Origin of the sequence: Janthinobacterium aestuarii, assembly GCF_046113285.1 — a bacterium.
Classification (GTDB): Bacteria; Pseudomonadota; Gammaproteobacteria; order Burkholderiales; family Burkholderiaceae_D; genus Janthinobacterium.
Map to the genome: position 1 here is coordinate 4,976,888 of NZ_CP142524.1, position 15,767 is coordinate 4,992,654.

The window sequence follows — 15,767 nt, forward strand, 5'->3', positions numbered from 1 at the left end:
GATCCTGCGCAATAAACCATCAGTGCCTGTCACCACCGCCTACACTTACAGCATGCCGTCTCCGAACTCCCCCACCGCTCCCTACATCGGCCGCTTCGCCCCCTCCCCCTCCGGTCCCCTGCACATGGGCTCGCTTGTTGCCGCCATGGCCAGTTATCTCGATGCCAAGGTGCATCAGGGCACATGGCTGCTGCGTATCGAGGACCTGGACTACGACCGCAACGTCGAGGGTGCCGATATGGCGATCCTGGCCACCTTGCAGCGCTGCGGCATGGCGTGGGATGGCGAGGCGACGTGGCAAAGCCGCAGGCTGCCGCTGTACGAGGCGGCGCTGAAGCAGTTGCAGGACGATGGCCTCGTGTATGCGTGCGGCTGTTCGCGCAAGGAGATCCAGGATTCGGTGCTGCAGGCGGGGGCGCCCAAGGGGGGAGTCGCCGTGTATCCGGGCACCTGCCGCCATGGGCTGGCGACGGGCAAGGCGGCGCGGGCCTGGCGGCTGCGCGTGCCGCAGGGGCCGCAAGCCGTGTACGGCTTTACGGACCGCTGGGCGGGTCCGCAGCGGCAAGACCTTGCCAGCGAAGTGGGTGACTTCATCGTGCTGCGCGGCGATGGCTTTTGGGCGTATCAGCTGGCCGTGGTGGTCGACGATGGCGCACAGGGCATCACGCAGGTGGTGCGCGGGGCGGACTTGCTCGACTCCACGCCGCGCCAGCTGTATCTGCAGGATGTGCTGGGATTGCCTCATCCCGGCTTCTTGCACGTGCCTGTCGTCACCAATGACAGCGGCGAGAAACTGTCGAAACAGACAGGCGCCCTCGCCTTCGATACGGGCACCGATGCGGCCGAACTGCTGGCGTCGGCGCTGCTGCCGGCGGCCCGCTTCCTCGGTCTCGACGTGCGCGCCGACGACGTGGAAGACTTCTGGCGGCAAGCCATTCCCGCCTGGGCGCAGCGGCTGGCGCGCCTTCCCGGGCACGCATAAAAAAACCCGCCGCGGCGCGAGCCGGGCGGGTAGCAATGCAGGCGCCAGCACATGGCCGGCGCCTGGAACCGAACACTTAAGAAAACCGTAGCGAGCGGCCGCAAATCACGGCGCGCAGCAGGTTTGCTTATGTGTTCTTAGAAGTTGCCTTTGAATTGCACCCCAAATTGACGTGGCTCATTGATGAAGCCCGTGCGGTTGTTGAAGTCGATGGCACCCGTGATACGCTGGGTGTCGGTGATGTTGCGGCCAAACGCGGCCACTTCATACTTGCCGGCATCCCAGGTGTAACCCACGCGCAAGCCGCCTTCGACCATCGGCTTGCCGGTGAACTCGGTTGCCTCATACAGGAAGAAGTTGATCTTGCTGCGGTAAGCCCAGTCCGTGAAGACGAAGAATTCGCCGTTTTCCATCGGGATCGAATAGCGGCCCGTGGCGGTGATCGTCCACTTCGGCGCTTGCGGCAATGGATTGCCGTCGATGATGGCACGGTTGCCGGTGGTCAGCGGGTCCGTCACGGTGCAACGCGTTTGCGCGCAGGTGGCGATCGACAGGCTCGGGTCCTTGATTTCCGTGAAGTTGTAGCTGCCGCCCAGGGACATCTTCAGGCTCGGCGTGACAAAGCCTTCCAGTTCCAGCTCGGCGCCGCGGCCGTTCGTCTTGGCTGCATTGATCAGGCGCGTGATATTCGACGTGCCGCCCACCACCGTCAGTTGCTGGTTTTTCACCTGGTAGTCATACACGCTGAACGCGACGCGGGCGCGGCGGTTGAACAAATCGGCCTTGATACCCGCTTCGTACGAAGTGATGGTTTCCGCATCGGCAACCGTCACGGACACCTTGTCGCTGGCCGGGGCGATACTTGGTGCGCGGAAACCGGTGGCGATACGGGCGTAAAAGTTCACGTCCTTGTTGTATTTATAGGTGCCGCTCAAGTCCCAGTTGACCTTGGCTTTGCTGACATCGGCGCTGGTCGGGTTGACCTGCACGATGTTGGTCGCTTCCACCGTGTTGAAATCTTTCTTGTCCTTGGTGTAGCGCAAACCGGCGCGCAGCATGAAGTCATCGTTGACGGCGTAGTTGACGGAACCGAACGTGGCCCAGGCCGAGTTCTTCTGGCGGCTGGCCAGGTGCGTGGTCAGCACGTGCGTGTCGGTATCGAAGTTGTCGGTGAAACCGTTGGCATCTTCGTTGAAGTAGTACACGCCTGCCTGCCAGTTCAGCGGACCGGCATTTTTCGATTCGGCGCGGAACTCCTGCGAGTATTGTTTCACGCTGGTGATGCCGCCGGCCGTTTCTACCTGGAAAGGAATGAAGCCGGGGCCCGTCGGCGTGCCGCCGTCGATGTCGCCATGCGACACGTAACTGCCGACCTGTTCAAAGCCGGTGATCGAGTACAACTTGACGCCGTCCAGATCCCAGCTCAGGCGGGCGCTGGCGCCGTTGGTGCGCAGACGCTGGAAATTCGGCGCATTCGTGAACGACTTGTTCGGGTCGAAACCGTCGACGATGTCGTTCGTGCCCTGCTTGATCAGGTTGGCGTAGAAAACGCGCGCGCTGCCCGTGGTGTTGCGCTGGTGCACATTGAACAGGGCGTTGAACGTGGTGTTCGGTGCGTACAGCAATTGCACGCGTTCAGCATGTTCGTTGTAGCCGTCCAGCGCGTTTTTCTGGCCCGTAAATGTGTTGTCGACGTAATCGTCGCGGTGCTGGCGCAGGGTCGAGAAGCGCAGCGCCCATTCTTTGCTCAGCGGCACGTTGACGGCGCCGTCGAAGTTGGTCGTGTTGTGCGTGGCGGCGGAAACGTTGTAATAGCCTTCAACCTTGTCCAGCTTCGGCTTGACGGATTCGAACTTGACCACGCCGGCCGGCGTATTGCGGCCGAACAAGGTGCCTTGCGGGCCGCGCAGTACTTCCACGCCAGCCACGTCGAAAATCGGATAGCCCTTGAGGATGGGATTTTCTTGCACGACATCGTCGTAAATCAGGGAAACAGGTTGCGATGCAAAGATGTTGAAGTCGGTATTGCCGTAGCCGCGGATGTAGAAGCGGGGGAAGGTGCGGCCATTCGACGATTCCACGTTCAGGCTCGGCACTTTGCCGGCCAGCACGCGGATATCCTGGCCGCTGGACACGAGCACGTCGAGCTTCTCGTCGCGCAGCAGCGACACGGAAACGGGCACGTCGCGGATATTTTCCTTGCGGCGCTGTGCCGTCACGGTCACGGTTTCCAGCTGGCTGGCGGCAGGGGTCGTATCAGCAGCGACTTCATCAGCATAAGCCGAGCCGATAGGCAAGGCAGCGGACAGTGCCAGCATAGCAGCGCTTTTGGCGCACAAACGCTTGTGCATCTTGGACATCTTGATCATGTGGTTTCCCAGAAGTTTAAAAAAAGAATTGCGAAATCTGTCTTTCTTGCAACCTGTCTCCGGGTTATATACGGCGCTGGACGATCGTTTGCACCATCACGGTGCAGCAGCGCGAGCGGATGTTCCCCCGCTCTCGGCGTCACTGGCTCTGTCCTGGCTGTCACTCAAGTTGACAGCGGTTCCGGCCGCATCTCTCGGATGTCTGATGAACACCAACTTTTAAGTAAGGCGCCAATTTAATTCAAGCGGCTTATGCGCTGCAAGAATATTGTTATGTAAAATATTTATTCACCAACATAAAAGCCTGACTAGTGGTTATTCAGCCACAATACGCTCAGGAGCTTGCTGTTTTGCCCATTTTCCGGCCCTGGCGCCGCCGTTGCGCCGCGGCGGCGAAATGCTGCCTGCAAGACAGGCTCCGGCCGGTATTTGACTGTAATATCGCCATACTTGACCTTGCCGTGCTGCCCCATCCCAGTGCAGCGGCGGCGCGCCGCACCATTGCCGACCTTATCCATGCCAGAACCGAGCCAGCACAGCCACGACATCATTTCCTCCCCCGCCGCCGCGCAGGCCGCGCATAGGCTGCTGGGCGCCCATTGCGACATCGTCTGGAGCACGAAAACCTTCGGCCAGTTCGATACCGACCAGCCGTCCTGGCGCGCCTTCACGGGCCAGACGGAAGCCGAACTGCGGGGCCGCGGCTGGCTCAATGCCCTGCATCCGGACGACCGCAACTTGCCTTACGTCATGCCGTCGCATCTGACGACCGTGTTCGAGGCGGAATACCGGCTGCGCCACGTCAGCGGCAGCTACCGCAACATGCTCGTGCGCATGCTGCCCGTGCTGGCGCCCGACGGCAGCATCGTTGAATGGCTGGGCTCGCATTGCGACGTGACGCAGCAGCGGCAGACGGAACAGCGGCTGCGCCTGGCCATGCAGGGCGGCCGCATGGGCACGTGGGAAATCGACCTGGGCAGCGGCAGTATGGCCGGCTCCGATGCGTTCAAGGCCAATCTGGGCCTGCCACCTGACAGCCACATCGATTATGCGCAGCTGACGGGTGCCATGCTCGACGGCGATCTGCAGCAATGGCAAGCGGTGGTGCACGCAGCCATTGCCAGCGCCAGCGATTTCGAGATCGATATCCGCGTGCGCTGGCCCGATGGCGCACTGCACTGGGCGCACATGCGCGGCACCTGCGCCAGCGACGGCGCCGGCAACGTGATCGCCCTGTCCGGCATCTCGCTCGACCTGACGGCCAGCAAGCAGAACGAGGAAACCCTGCGCCTGACCCTGGCGGCCGGCGAAGTGGCCACCTGGAACTGGGACATCGTTGCCGACCGCGTGACGGCCGACAGCAATATGGCGCGCCTGTTCCCCGTCAATGCCGATGCGGCCACGGCGGCGCCGTTGGCGCGCTACCTGGACATCATCCATCCCGATGACCGCGAGCAAGTCAGCGCTCAAATTGCACAGGCGCTGCACGCGCACGCACCGTTCGAGGCCAGCTACCGCGTCGCTGCCGGCGATGGTCAGTACCGCTCGGTCATCGCGCGGGGCCGCGCGGAATATGCGCCCGATGGCACCCCCTTGCAATTGCCCGGCGTGCTGCTCGACATCACGCGCCAGAAACAGGTGGAAGATGCGCTACGGCGCAGCGAGGAACGCTACCGCACCCTGATCGAGCTGATGGACCAGGCCTTTTGCGTCATTGAAATGCTGTACGACGAGCAGGGCCGCCCCGTGGACTTCCGCTACCTGGAAGGCAACGCCGCCTTCGTCAAGCAGTCGGGCCTCGACAATGCCATCGGCAAGACCATCCGCAGCTTCGTGCCCGACCATGACCAGCACTGGTTCGACCTGTACGACCAGGTCGTCAAGACGGGCGAGCCCGTGCGCTACGAAAACGAAGCCGTGGCCATGGAACGCTGGTTTGAAGTTTTTGCGGCGCGCCTCGGCGGCCCCGGCAGCCGCCTGCTGACGGTGCTGTTCAGCGACATCAGCGAGCGCAAGCGTTCGGAACAACAGCTGCGCCAGCTGGCCGACAACCTGTCCGAGATGGACCGGCGCAAGACGGAATTCCTCGCCACCCTGGCGCACGAACTGCGCAACCCGCTGGCACCGATCCGCAACGGCTTGCAAATCATGCGCCTGGCCGCCGACAAGCCCGCCACCGTGGCGCGCGTGCGCGACGTGATGGAGCGGCAAGTCAATCAGATGGTGCACCTGGTCAACGACTTGCTGGACGTGGCGCGCATCACGCGGGGCCAGATCGAGCTCAAGCTCGAACGCACGGACTTGAAAACCATCATCGCCAGCGCCGTGGAAACGAGCATGCCGCTGATCGAAGCGAACCATCACCAGTTGCAGGTGACGCTCGACGAGCAGGCGCTGCCGCTCGAGGCCGACCCCACGCGGCTGGCGCAAGTGCTGGGCAACTTACTCAACAATGCCGCCAAGTACACGCCCGCCGGCGGCCACATCGCCTTGCGCGCGGTACGCAACGGCAACGAGGTCTTGATCGAGGTGGAAGACAGCGGCATGGGCATTCCCGCCGAATCGATCGCCACCGTCTTCGACATGTTTACCCAGGTGGGCCAAAACATGGGCCGCGCCCAGGGCGGCCTGGGCATCGGCCTGTCGCTGGTGCGGCGCCTGGCAGAGTTGCATGGAGGCAGCGCCACGGCGGCCAGTCCCGGCGCCGGCCTGGGCAGCACATTTACCGTGCGCCTGCCGCTGCTGAAGGAGGAAGCCAACGCCCCCGCCGCACTGGACGCGCCCGCCCCCGCCGCCAGCGCCCGCCATTTCCGCGTGCTGGTGGTCGACGACAATGTCGATGCGGCCGAAACCCTTGCCGCCGTGCTCGACATGATGGGCCATGCCACGCACGTAGCCCACGATGGCGCGCAGGCCTTGGCCGTGGCGCCGCAATTCTTGCCTGACGTCATCTTCCTCGATATCGGGCTGCCCGGCATGAACGGCTACGAAGTGGCGCGCGCGCTGCGCCGGATACCGGCCGGCGCCAAGGTCGTGCTCGTCGCATTGACGGGCTGGGGCGCCGAAAACGACCGCAGTCAATCGAGCGCAGCCGGTTTCGACCACCATTTGACCAAGCCGGCCAACCTGCTCGCCATCGGCGAACTGCTGGCCACCCTTTCCACTCCAAAAATAGCTACAGACCATGACTGACTCCCCGAACCACGTCCGCCGCACCCTCCTGCTGGCCGCCGGCACCACCCTGCTGTGCCCGGCACCGCTGCTGTTTGCCGCCCCCGCCACCAGCATCGCCGCCGCCCACACGCAACTGGCCGCGCTGGAACAGGCCGCCGGCGGACGCCTCGGCGTTGCCGCCTGGCGCCAGGGCAGCGAACTGCGCGTTGCCTACCGCGCCGACGAACGCTTCCCCCTGGCCAGCACCTTCAAGGCCATGCTGGCGGCCGCCGTGCTGGCCCGCAGCGTCAGCCAGCCGGGCTTGCTGGAACAGCTCGTGCGTTACGAGAAAAAAGAACTGGTCACCTATTCGCCCATCACGGAAAAACATCTGGCCGATGGCATGCGCGTGGCCGAGCTGTGCGCCGCCACGTTGCAGTACAGCGACAATAGCGCGGCCAATTTCCTGATGAAAATATTGGGCGGGCCGCAAGCCGTGACGGCGTTTGCACGCAGCATCGGCAACACGGTATTCCAGCTGGAACGCTGGGAAACGGAACTCAATAGCGCCATCCCCGGCGAAGTGCGCGACACGGCCAGCCCTGCGTCGATGGCGCACAGCTTGCAACAAGTGTTATTGGAAAATAGCTTGCCGGCGCAGCAGCGCCAGCAACTGGACACCTGGATGCGCGGCAACACGACGGGCGACAAGCGCATCCGCGCCGGCGTGCCGGCCGGCTGGCAAGTGGCCGATAAAACGGGCTCGGGCGCCTATGGCAGCGTCAACGACATCGGCGTGGCCTACCCGCCCAGCGGCGCGCCGCTGCTCATCGCCGTGTACTACACCCGCGAACAGAAAAACGCGGACACGAATCAGGACATCATCACGGCCGCCACGCGCATCGTGACGGCCGCATTGGTGTAATTACTTGGGCAGGGCGGCCATAAAGCCGGCATACGTCGACCAGGCCGGATCGGCCGCGCTGCGGATTTCAATCGGGAACTTTGGACGCGGCGCCAGCGCCGTGTTCAGGCGATTGAAGAATTCTTCGCCCGACTGCGTGTAATAAATCCATTCACGCAAGTTTTCGCCCGTCGACACCAGCGCCAGGGTGGCGAAGCCGTCTTCTTCCACCACGGGCGCCAGCGCCGCTTCCAGCTCCTCCATGTGCTCGCGCTCGTTCGGCGCGGGCATGCCCGTTTCATCTTCATAACGCCAGGCGATGATGATGCGGTCCGGCTGCGACGACAGGTCCCAGTCGTCATGGAAGGTGTCGACATAGCGGTAGATGATGGCCATCTCGTCGCTATGCGTGACGATGGTGCCCCAGCTGCGGGCGGAAGTGGAATTTTCGTTCATGGTTGCAATAGTCAAAAAATAAATCGAGGGAGCGCAGCTTACAGCACTGGCGGGCAAGTCACATTCCAGGCGTCATACTGGGCGCCGCTCTTGCGCAGCCAGACGCGGGTGTAGCTGTCGCGGTCGCTCTTGAACACGAGCGCGTAGCGCTCTTCGGCACGCGGTGCGGCGGCGCCCACGTCGACGGCCGCCAGCGTAAACTTGAGCGCGCGCAATGGGGCGCAGGCAGTGTTGCCCGCCATCAATAATCGCGCCCGCTCCAGCAGCGGCTTCTGGTACAGCAACACGCCTTCCAGTTCCACATCGGGAATCCGTTGCAGCATGCGCACGGGTTCGGCCACCGCGCGGCAAGTGCCACGGTCAAGCCAGGCGTAATACTCCATGCCCGCCTCTTGCCAGCGCGCCTGCTTGCCTTCGCCATGCAGCACGAACTTGGTGCGCTGGGTCCGGCACAGCGCGCCATGACCGCGATACGGCGGCGTTTCCACGCTGCCCACCACTTCGCGGCCATGGCCACCGACCACGGGCACGCTCTCGAACACGGTGCGCGTGGCCGGCTCGCCCGGATATTGCTGCGCATAAAACTCCAGCAAGGACGCGCGCTGCTGCGCATCCACCACCGCCTCGGCGGCACTGGCAGAGAGGCAGACAGCCGACACTACACACAGCGCCAAAGGGCGCACGATATATCTGGGCATGGCATTCCTTCAATCGACGTTCAGGGACGGGTATCGCCCAAGCGCCGATTATATAGTTAGCAGGAAATACCAGGAGCGCGCCGCGTCAGGAGGTACGGAAGTTGACGCCGCCAGCCAGCAGCCTGGCGCCGCAGGTAGTGGTGTCGCCTTCAAAGGCGATGGCGATGCCGTTGATGCGATGCCGGGACGAGCCGCTGGCAATCTTGCAGCCTTGGTGCCCCTTGATGGGGCAACTGCACAAGTCCCCGACGCAGGCGACAGCGATACCATTGACCGTGAAGTGCGTGGCGGCACAACTGAGCACCTTGCCGCCATGCGACGTTGCGTCGCCCAAACGGATGACTTTGCGCATGCTACCTCCCGTTCTACTTGCCCGCCGAGCTTTCCAGGATGGCTTCCACCGATGGCGCCACGTAGTTGGCCGGATCGACGGCCGGCGTGATGCGGCTGCGGAAGATATCACCATTGGCATCCTGCTGCTGACGTTTGGCATCCGATGGTGGCGTAATAAAAATAATGCTGGCCTCATTACTGTCGCGTAAATTAATCGCCGCACTGGCGCCGCCATCGCGGTAGCTGCCCATCACGCCGATGGCCATCTGCATGAACCACGTGGCCGCGCCCGTGTTGCCCAGGCGAAGATCAGTATTGATGAACTGCGCGCTCTTGCTGCTGTCGATTTCGGGGCCGCCCTGTGCCGCATAGTCATGCAGCATGCTTTCCAACATCAGCGACTGTTCCGGCTGGTTTCCCGTACCGGCCACGATGCGCGCAGGCCCCTTGCCGCGCTCGGCTTCCGGCAAGGTCTGCAGCGCCTGCTGCCAGCCTGCATTGAATATCTTCTGGCGCGCATCGCGCCGCGTCACGGGCTTGCCTTCCTCATCCGCGAACTTGACGAACACGGGCCTGTGCACGAATCCAAACGAAGGCAATCGGTCGAAGGTTTCCATCTGTTCCCGGTTCCACGGAATGGGGAACCACGGCGTCGGCTTCCAGTCGCGCGGCGGACGATTTTCCCAGGGATTGAGCTTGTCGAAGGTGTGCAAGCCGACGCCACGGATGTCGGGCCGCTGGGCGAAAGCAGCGGCAGCGGCGAGCCATTCGGCGACGGTGGGTTGGCGGGGCATAGAAAAGGAGTTTTCATCCAGTTTTTTGTCCTGTTTTGCCAGAGAATTTTTCAAATCATAGTACATAGACCTGAATTTCTCTTGCACAAACTTATTCTCGGGGTCTTCCCACACATATGGACGCAAAAATTCCACCCTCTTCCTACGAGCCAGGATAAACACGGTTGTGGCATCAGGCATTTCGGGGATATAGTAGCCATCAACCAGCGTCTTCTTATCTCCTGGCTTGCGCCCGCCATCGCGGGTTCCTGGGCTGTCTTCGGAATGCACCAACACATAGGGGACGTCAGGATGACGATCAAAAAAATCAAAAACATCTATCAACAAACGATCCGGTCTCTCGTCTAACTTCCAAGGTGCAATTGAAAAAAGATGAAAGGATAAACCCGTCGTGCTTGCGCCCGCTACCAGACCGGCCATCGGTTCCTCCGCACTGGGTTGCGCGGCGGGATTAAGTATCGGCGAGCCAGCATAAAACGATGGCAAGCCCCAATACAAGGGAGTGAGATTTGCACCGTTTTCCAATGCATCGCAGGCCCTACTACCGCCATCTCCATCCTTGTCATATCCAGTCCAGGGATATTTTTTCGGATCTTGCTCACGTATGCTGGTATAAGCACTTCCCTTTCGCAAGGCTTCCCATAATTTACCCTGCCGGTATTTATCGAGCGTCACACCAAATCCGATCACTTCCAACACATATTCTCGCTCTGATTCCACAGGTATTTTTAGCTGTTGCGCCGTCACCTGTAACGCAATTTCACGTGCCTGGCTCTTCGATAAGGCACTGAGCCATAACAAACCAAAAAATAAAACGACAATAACTATCGATATTCCCAACCACCGAAGCGTCATCATATCTATCACCTATGGGTATGCAGTTCTGGAGAAACGGTAGTCGATCCGAGAAAATTGCTACTGGAGAGGTTCGACAACCATTTATTTTGCTTTTTTTTCGCTCACTACTTTTATGTTTTTGGTTTGTGACACTACAATTTTCCACAACGCCCCTGTTAGCAAGGGCAATCCTGCAGGCAAAATTCCCGTGTTGTAATACTTGATATTGCCGTCAATAACTGTTCGTCGCCACGGTGATTCAGCACTTAAATATGCTGCAAAATCAGCAAGAAAGCTCTCCTCCAGAAGTATTCCCTTTCTAGGTTTTTCTTTCGTCTGTAATCTCTTCACCCGCCAATCCGCCACCGCACATAAATACGCATAAAACTGCGGATCCGAACTAGCCTTGCCGCTGCCAATCGCCACGTCATACGCGGTCACTTGACTATGATTCTTCGCGCTACCGATAATAGAACTATGAAAAGACTTGGCGCTGACCTCCCGCTGCCAGCGCAAGCGTGCCTCATTCGGGCTTTCCTGGATGGTTGCCAAGACATTTCCGTCCGTGTAGCGGGTGGCGGCAATGACGTTGCGTTGATCGAGCGGCCCTTTGCCATCGAGTTTCTTTTCCTTGTTATAGGCAGCCGTCATCAAGGCTAATTCGGCCCCGCGTATGGCTTCATCGCGCTCCGGAAAGCGGCGATAGCCGGCCGGATCCGGGCGATCCTCGACGCTTGTGTGCAGGCCGCTTCCGCTGGTAAGTGCTACTGATGCATCGCAGGGATCGACTTCTTCCACAGGTCCCTGATCTTCAGGTTTACGGTTACGCATCATGGAAGTTTTGGGAATATTGGGCGAATCGATTTGCGAGGTGCCGCGCAAATCGGCCGGCACCGGCTGTTTCAATGTTTCGCCAGTGATGGTGCGTATGCCGTTACGCTGTTCCGTCTTGCTCAACCTGGTATTGATAGGCCAGGCCACCGCCTTGTGTTGCGCACGGTATTTTCGTAATGAAACATCGACGTGTGCCTGTTCGCTTTCTGTCGTGAGACGCAGTGGAAAGTCAAAAGGCGGCGGTTTGCCTACCAACGACACCGTGGTCTTTCCAGTGGCCGGATCCAGCCTGGTCTTGTTGCTGAATATCCGCTGATAAAATCTGCCGCCCAGTTCCGCCAGCGCATTGCGTACCTGCTCGCGTTCCACGATGCGGGTATGTCCAGTAAAAACGCTGTTTCCATCAATGCTGGACGTCTCCTCTTCTTCCATGAGTTCACTTCCCATTGCATAATCCGGCACGCCATCCCACCCCATGCCCTGGATATTATCCAGCGCCACCGTCATGTCTTCGGGACAAAAATACAGATAAACCTTGCGGCGATTGTCGCGGTCCTCTCCGCTCTGCCAGCGGCTGCCGACCATGCCGCGATGCTCATCCTTTTTCAGTTCGGCAAACGGCGGCTGGCAGGCCTGGCCAGTGCCCTTTGCCACACCGGCCACGATATTCGCCAAAGTCTTCAGGCGCGCTCCCATGGTCTGCGCACCACTGAGCAAATGGTAATAAGGCTTCATCGCCGCATCCTCGCCGCCGTCGAACCAGGCCGCGCCTCGCATCAGCAGAGGCAGGCTGTCCACCAGGCTGTATGGCGGATGCGTGAGTATCAAATTATCGGCCGGCGCCAGCCCCTTTTCCATCAGCATGGCTTGGGCCAGCAGCGACAGCAGGCAACCCTGGCTGTGCGCGACGATGCTGACGGTATCGTCAGCATCATAATCGCGGATCATGGAAATGAGCGCGGCCAGACGCTGGGCCGCCAATACCATGTACATGCGGCCAGGCGCCGTCCTCAATGGACGCAAGGCATCGCCCATGGGATCCGCAGGCGCATAGATACCCGGACGCCACATGTCGGGCAAGCTGCTGGTGGCGTTGCCGAAGGGACCGCCTTCCTTGGACAGGTCCTTGTCGAGGCGGTTGCCATAGCGGTCAACAAACTGGCCGTTGATCGTTTTGCATTTCACTCCCACTTCACAGTAGCCCCAGTAAAACGGGATCACGGGGCTGTTGGTATCCTTGGCGATAGTGCGCTTGAAGAACACGGCGTCGGGATCGTCTTCCAGCCTGTCCTTGTCCGCCGCCACAGGCATGCGGTAAGAAGCTGGCGTAAAGCCGCGGCCCAGCCTTTGCGTCAATCCCTCGCACAAGCCATGCTCCACCGCCTTGTAGCTGACGCCCACATCGTTGACGCCGTGAATAACGATGATATTGCCCGGCAAGTTGCGGCGTATTTTCACCTTCTTGCAGACGCTGCGTTCGCAATGCAGGAGCGTCACGTCTTCGCCCACCACGTACGGCACTTTCGGATAGCTGCCCATTGCATTCTCCTGGCGTCATCAATCCTTGTTGTTGAACACTTCGATGGCGGCCAGGTGCATGGCCGCGCGCTCCAGCACCTCCGTCTTGCCGTCCCCGTCGCTGCGGCCATCGGCCGACGAGCCATCTTCCAGCTTCACGGCAAACTGGGCTTGCGGCGCCAGCTGGGGAGCTGGCGGCACGCCATCGGCGGGACTGTCGTCGCCCTCATATTGAAAAATGAATTGCTGGTCGGCCTTGCCCTCGGCAAAGCTTGGTAATTGCACTACCATGCTTTGCGGGTCATTGAAGACGAAATTGGGTGCATTGAAGTTCAGCGGTGACTTGCTGCCGAAGGTGATGCCATCGGCGATGCGGATGAAAGCACCATGCTTGGAAATCAGCACGATTTCATCGGCCATGCCCGTCAGCTTGCCCTCGCTGGCGGTGAGCTTCAAATTTTTCGCCGCGTTGAGGTCCATGTCGTCATGCTGGCTTTGCAGCAGGAACTTGCCATGGTGGGCGATGGCGCGGATGCCGTCCGCATGGGCAAACAGCGAAATGCCCTTGCCTGCGTTCACACTGTAGCGCTGGCCCGCCACCGCTTGCAGATGCTGCTGCGCCACCGTATCGATATTGCTGACGGCATAGCTGATGATGGCCTTCGAACTGGCAAAGCTGATGCCGGCCGGCGCCGTGACGGCAATCGCCGCCGCACCGCCCAGCTCGGCACGGGGCTGCGTATTGCTGCCGCCTTCCCAGCTTTTCAAGCTGTGCTGCAGCTCCTGCTGCGCTTCATCCGTATTCTCCAGCGCCTGATGCGTGGCAGCATAGCTGCCCAGCGAGCGAAACAATTCCAGGCAATTTTCCATCAGCCCCAGATATTCGCTGCGTGCCATGTGCCCGCCGTCGCCGTTCAGGCGCTTCCAGGCCGAAATCAGCATGCCCTTGCCCGCCCGCATCGCCAGTTGCTCATCGGTACGCAGCTCGGCGCCCTCGCCGCGCGCCTCTCCCTGGCCATTGCGCCGGTCCTGCGTCAGCCAGCCCAGGTTGAGCTGGGTGGAGCCATGGTCGCTGGCAAGCTGGGCATTGATTTGCCCATGCACATCATCGAAACGCAGCTGGTTGCCACGTGTGCCCTTGATCTCGCGGCTCTTGATGCCGGACAAATAACGGTTGCCGGGCAAGTCGCCCGCCTTGCTCAATGCGATCGGCAACGCACTGTGGTTGTACAGCTGTCCCACGATGATGGGCCGGTCCGGGTCGCCGCCGAGGAAAGCCAGCAGGACTTCGCTGCCCACGCGGGGCAAGCCCAGATAGCCGCACTGCTGCATGCTGCCAGGCCCGCTTCCCGCCCAGCTCGACGCGACTCTTACCCAGGCCGAATCGGCATCCGTGTCGGAAGCGCCCGTGCCGCCTGCATGCTCATGGTCCACCTTGCGCGTGGCGGGAAAGCGCACCTTGACCCGGCCCATGGCGTCGCAATGAACCTCTTCATTCGCCGGCCCCACCACCACGGCGCTTTGCATGGTAACTGGCGGCAGGTCGATGCGCGTGTCGTAGGCCGGAACGATGGCCACGCCGCGCCGCACAGCGCTCAATTCGATATGCATGCGCAAGGGGCCATCGTCCACCGCCGTCGCCAGTTCGCGCTGCGGCAGCGATGCATCATCGGCCAGCCAGCGATTGCGCGCGAACAAACGCGCCACCCTGGCGGCCAGTTCCCGGGGTAAATTATTCTGCGCCGCCACCTGTAGCGCCGTCACGACAAAATCGCGCTCGGCCGGCGGAAGTGCGTCGATATCGGGATGTTCGGCCAGGCTAAAGTATTCGCCCGGACACAGGTCGCGCACGCTGCCCTCGGCATGAAAACAATGGCTTTCGTAGTCATGCTGCTGCATGGCCAGCATGCCCAGCTGGCACAAGGCATCATGATCGCTCCCCGCACGTGGCGGCAGCACGCGGTAATCATCGAGGCTGGCGGCAACGGCATTGCCATGCATGCCTTGCCGGCCCTGCCCCATGGCGTCGGCAGTCATGAACGGCCGCGCGCGTGGATGTTCCTCATTCCAGCTATGGCGCGTCACCTTGCCCGTCTGCAACTTGCGGACTTCGTTCCACGACGTCAGGGTGTCGCGCTGTTCCGTCGCGCGGTCCGCGTGATAGCGCACGGTATCGGCCATGTTTTTCCGCAAGCCATCGGCATGGTTGAACAGCACCAGGGTATGTGCCGGCTCGGCATGCGCATCCGCATTGCCTTCCGCTCGAAAAAACCAGGCGACGCCGCTGCGCTTGAGCAGGCGCCGGACGAAGGCCGCATCGGACTCATTGTGCTGCATGACAAATTCGCGCTGTGGATACGTCTGTGCCTCGAAGAAATCGGCAAACACATACTGGAAGGCATGCCCCAGCACGGAATTGCTGCGTATCCATTCGTCCAGCAGGATCTTGATGATCTCGATATCCGTGAGGCGCCGGAAAACACGCGTATTGCAGCGCTTTTCCATGATGGCGAAGGCGTCCGTCAGCACCAGCTGATAGCTGGCCAGCGCGCCATCGCTGTCACCGGCACTCGCTTGCGTGACGATGCCGCAGATGCTGCGCAACTTCCCCTGGTCGGTGACGATATCGATAGCGGCGGGCAAGGCGATGAAACTGCTCAGCGGCAAATCCGCATGCGTCGAGACGCACAGCACACGGTATTCGATCCCGCCACAGATGGCCTCGCTTCCGGCGACGCGCTGCGGTATCAGCGCACCGGCGGGCACCTTTGGGGATACGCCCAGGCGCAGGCGCAAGGGACGTTCGCCACCCGATATCGACTCATCACCGTCCATGGCGTTCTCCTCATTCTTACTTGCATTTAATCAAGCTGGAGAAACGACAATGCC

General features: G+C 61.1%; 11 protein-coding genes. 3 read left to right on the forward strand and 8 right to left on the reverse strand.

Annotated features, from left to right (window positions below; translation table 11 throughout):
* Nucleotides 1-52: 52 nt before the first annotated feature.
* The gene (gene gluQRS / locus OX462_RS22445) at nt 53-982 is read left to right on the forward strand and encodes a tRNA glutamyl-Q(34) synthetase GluQRS (RefSeq protein WP_409027082.1); all 930 of its coding nucleotides are present in this window, start codon (nt 53-55) and stop codon (nt 980-982) included.
* A gap of 137 nt (nt 983-1,119) precedes the next feature.
* On the opposite strand, the gene OX462_RS22450 is transcribed toward gluQRS, so the two are convergent.
* The gene (locus tag OX462_RS22450; protein WP_070218161.1) at nt 1,120-3,351 is read right to left on the reverse strand and encodes a TonB-dependent receptor; all 2,232 of its coding nucleotides are present in this window, start codon (nt 3,349-3,351) and stop codon (nt 1,120-1,122) included.
* A gap of 308 nt (nt 3,352-3,659) precedes the next feature.
* Nucleotides 3,660-3,869 carry a hypothetical protein gene (locus OX462_RS22455; RefSeq protein ID WP_070310055.1) on the reverse strand — a complete coding sequence of 70 codons (210 nt, stop codon included), beginning with the start codon at nt 3,867-3,869 and terminating at the stop codon, nt 3,660-3,662.
* On the opposite strand from OX462_RS22455, the gene OX462_RS22460 reads away from it, so the two are divergent.
* Together OX462_RS22460 and bla are read left to right on the forward strand one after the other, a co-directional pair.
* Nucleotides 3,868-6,543 carry a hybrid sensor histidine kinase/response regulator gene (locus tag OX462_RS22460; protein WP_409027083.1) on the forward strand — a complete coding sequence of 892 codons (2,676 nt, stop codon included), beginning with the start codon at nt 3,868-3,870 and terminating at the stop codon, nt 6,541-6,543. The genes OX462_RS22455 and OX462_RS22460 overlap by 2 nt on opposite strands.
* Complete coding sequence (bla, locus tag OX462_RS22465; protein ID WP_409027084.1) at nt 6,536-7,429, forward strand: class A beta-lactamase; 894 nt, start codon at nt 6,536-6,538, stop codon at nt 7,427-7,429. Before OX462_RS22460 ends, bla begins: the two co-directional genes overlap by 8 nt.
* Here bla and OX462_RS22470 read toward each other — a convergent pair whose 3' ends face one another.
* The 6 genes from OX462_RS22470 to OX462_RS22495 form a co-directional block, all read right to left on the reverse strand.
* Complete coding sequence (locus OX462_RS22470; RefSeq protein WP_052755885.1) at nt 7,430-7,864, reverse strand: DUF695 domain-containing protein; 435 nt, start codon at nt 7,862-7,864, stop codon at nt 7,430-7,432. It lies immediately after the preceding gene.
* A 38-nt stretch (nt 7,865-7,902) separates the two neighbouring features.
* The gene (locus OX462_RS22475) at nt 7,903-8,562 is read right to left on the reverse strand and encodes a hypothetical protein (RefSeq protein WP_409027085.1); all 660 of its coding nucleotides are present in this window, start codon (nt 8,560-8,562) and stop codon (nt 7,903-7,905) included.
* Between the two features lie 85 nt (nt 8,563-8,647).
* The gene (locus tag OX462_RS22480; protein ID WP_070218167.1) at nt 8,648-8,914 is read right to left on the reverse strand and encodes a PAAR domain-containing protein; all 267 of its coding nucleotides are present in this window, start codon (nt 8,912-8,914) and stop codon (nt 8,648-8,650) included.
* A 13-nt stretch (nt 8,915-8,927) separates the two neighbouring features.
* Nucleotides 8,928-10,547: a type VI lipase adapter Tla3 domain-containing protein gene (locus OX462_RS22485; RefSeq protein WP_409027086.1), complete on the reverse strand. Its 1,620-nt coding sequence runs from the start codon at nt 10,545-10,547 to the stop codon at nt 8,928-8,930.
* 81 nt (nt 10,548-10,628) lie between these two features.
* The gene (locus OX462_RS22490) at nt 10,629-12,899 is read right to left on the reverse strand and encodes a Tle3 family T6SS lipase effector (protein ID WP_409027087.1); all 2,271 of its coding nucleotides are present in this window, start codon (nt 12,897-12,899) and stop codon (nt 10,629-10,631) included.
* An 18-nt stretch (nt 12,900-12,917) separates the two neighbouring features.
* Entirely contained in the window at nt 12,918-15,713 is a 2,796-nt protein-coding gene (locus OX462_RS22495; RefSeq protein WP_409027088.1) for a type VI secretion system Vgr family protein, read from the reverse strand.
* Between the last annotated feature and the right edge of the window lie 54 nt (nt 15,714-15,767).